Annotated in this window: 2 protein-coding genes; both read left to right on the top strand. The window is 35.5% G+C overall.

Going from position 1 to position 1,874, the window contains the following annotated elements:
- Positions 1 to 162 precede the first annotated feature (162 nt).
- A complete protein-coding gene (locus tag CCU_RS14955; RefSeq protein ID WP_442852315.1) occupies positions 163 to 381 on the top strand; it encodes a DUF5684 domain-containing protein in 219 nt (72 codons plus the stop codon).
- A gap of 586 nt (positions 382 to 967) precedes the next feature.
- On the top strand, positions 968 to 1,874 hold a 907-nt coding region (locus tag CCU_RS08020), incomplete at its 3' end, for an ATP-binding protein (RefSeq protein WP_208896106.1).

Here is a 1,874-nt window from a genome sequence, read left to right as displayed (position 1 = left end):
GTATAAACTGTGTTTATACGTCTAAGGGAGAAAGACTAAATAAGTACATAGGGGGAATTTTTATTATGGCGTACGGGGACAGTTCAGGTTTTTATCATCATATCTTTATCAATCATACTTATAATTTTCAGTTGTATATGCTGGTATAAGATCTTTGAAAAAATGGGAATAGAAGGCTGGAAGGCATTTATTCCCGTGTACGATGTTTACTTAATGTGTGAATATTTGATCGGGGCACACAAAGGATGGATGTGTGTTCTTACATTTATTCCGATAGTTGGAACTATAGTTACTTTGTATTTATACTTCAAACTGTGCCAGAGCTTTGGCTATGGTTTGATGTTCCTGATAGGTTTCCTGGTGTTAAACCCGATTTTTTAGGTGTTTTAGGCCTTGGAGATTGTTATTATTCTGATATGACAAGTTAATAAAATAATGAATATAGTATAACGTCAAAAATCCGGCAGGTGAACAAGGAGTTCGCCTGCCGGATTTTTTGTACACATTTCAATCCTACATCAGGAACCCTGATATATTGAGAAAGGCCATTGCGGAATCAGATGTAAAAGAGGAAGGCGGAGGTATTTCAGTTAATCTAAATATCACGACTGGGACCAATGAAAAACTGGAAGAGCTAAAAAAATTCTCGATAAAGAAACAGGTAGATCCTTGTTCCCTGCACAAGTGCTAGATATTCTTCTTATATATCTGTTGAGGCAGAGGTTCTTGATAAGTATTATATGCAGCTTACAGATCATAAGATGATAGCTATAACATTGAAAGCGAGCTGATTGTGAATGAGAATTTTGACACTATCGGTAAGGTTTAACATTGTGGGTATGCTTTTTTAATATTTTCCTCTCAACAGTATATACTATTTTTAATAGGAAACAATTTCTCCATATTTTTGTCTTGCACATAAGACAAAAATGTTATACGATTGTTCTAGATAAGGGAGGACTGTGCCATGAATAGAGACACCTTAAAACAGATAATGATAGATCAGAAAGAGATCTATCTTAACAATACCATTATAACCAGACAATACCTTTTGGAAGAAAATGTTAATTATTGCTTTGTTGGAATCAGAAGAACTGGTAAATCATATCTGATGTACCAACAGATAAAACAACTTGAATCAAAAGGTGTTCCCCTTTCACAGATAGTATATGTAAATTTTGAAGATGAGCGTCTTTTAGAAACTAAGGTTACAGATCTAAATACTATCTTAGAAATAGGTCTTGAAATGTCTGGCTCAGCTAACAAGCCGTATTTGTTTCTTGATGAAATCCAAAACATAAACGGTTGGGAAAAATTTGTGCGTCGGATAGCTGATATGAAATACCGAATCAACATCACAGGAAGCAACAGCAAAATGCTCAGCAGCGAAATTGCTTCTACTCTCGGCGGAAGATTTATCATCATGAATGTTTATCCATATTCATTTACAGAATATCTTACCGCCAATCACAGAGAAAAAAACTATCTTGATGTGATCAGCACCCAGGATAGAGCCGATGTATTAAGTCTGTACAACGAATATGTCACCTTTGGTGCTTTTCCCGAATTGGTTGATATAAAGAACAAACGCGCATTTCTTAGTAGCATTTATCAAACTATCTATCTTGGGGATATAATAACGAGAAATAAGATATCCAATGATTTTGCCATAAAACTGATACTCAAAAAAATAGCCGAATCAGTTACCAAACCTCTGTCTTTTAGCAGATTGACCAACATATTAAAGAGCACCGGCATGGCCATAGGAAAGCAGACAGTCATAAACTACGTTGGCTACATGACCGACTCTTATCTTCTCTTTACCCCGCAAAATTATGCAGCCAAGCTTGTTGATAAAGAGACATCGCCAAAAT

The organism is Coprococcus sp. ART55/1 (assembly GCF_000210595.1).
GTDB lineage: Bacteria > Bacillota > Clostridia > Lachnospirales > Lachnospiraceae > Coprococcus > Coprococcus aceti.
The sequence above is the reverse complement of the archived record's forward strand: the minus strand, read 5'-3'. Positions and strand labels throughout refer to the sequence as shown.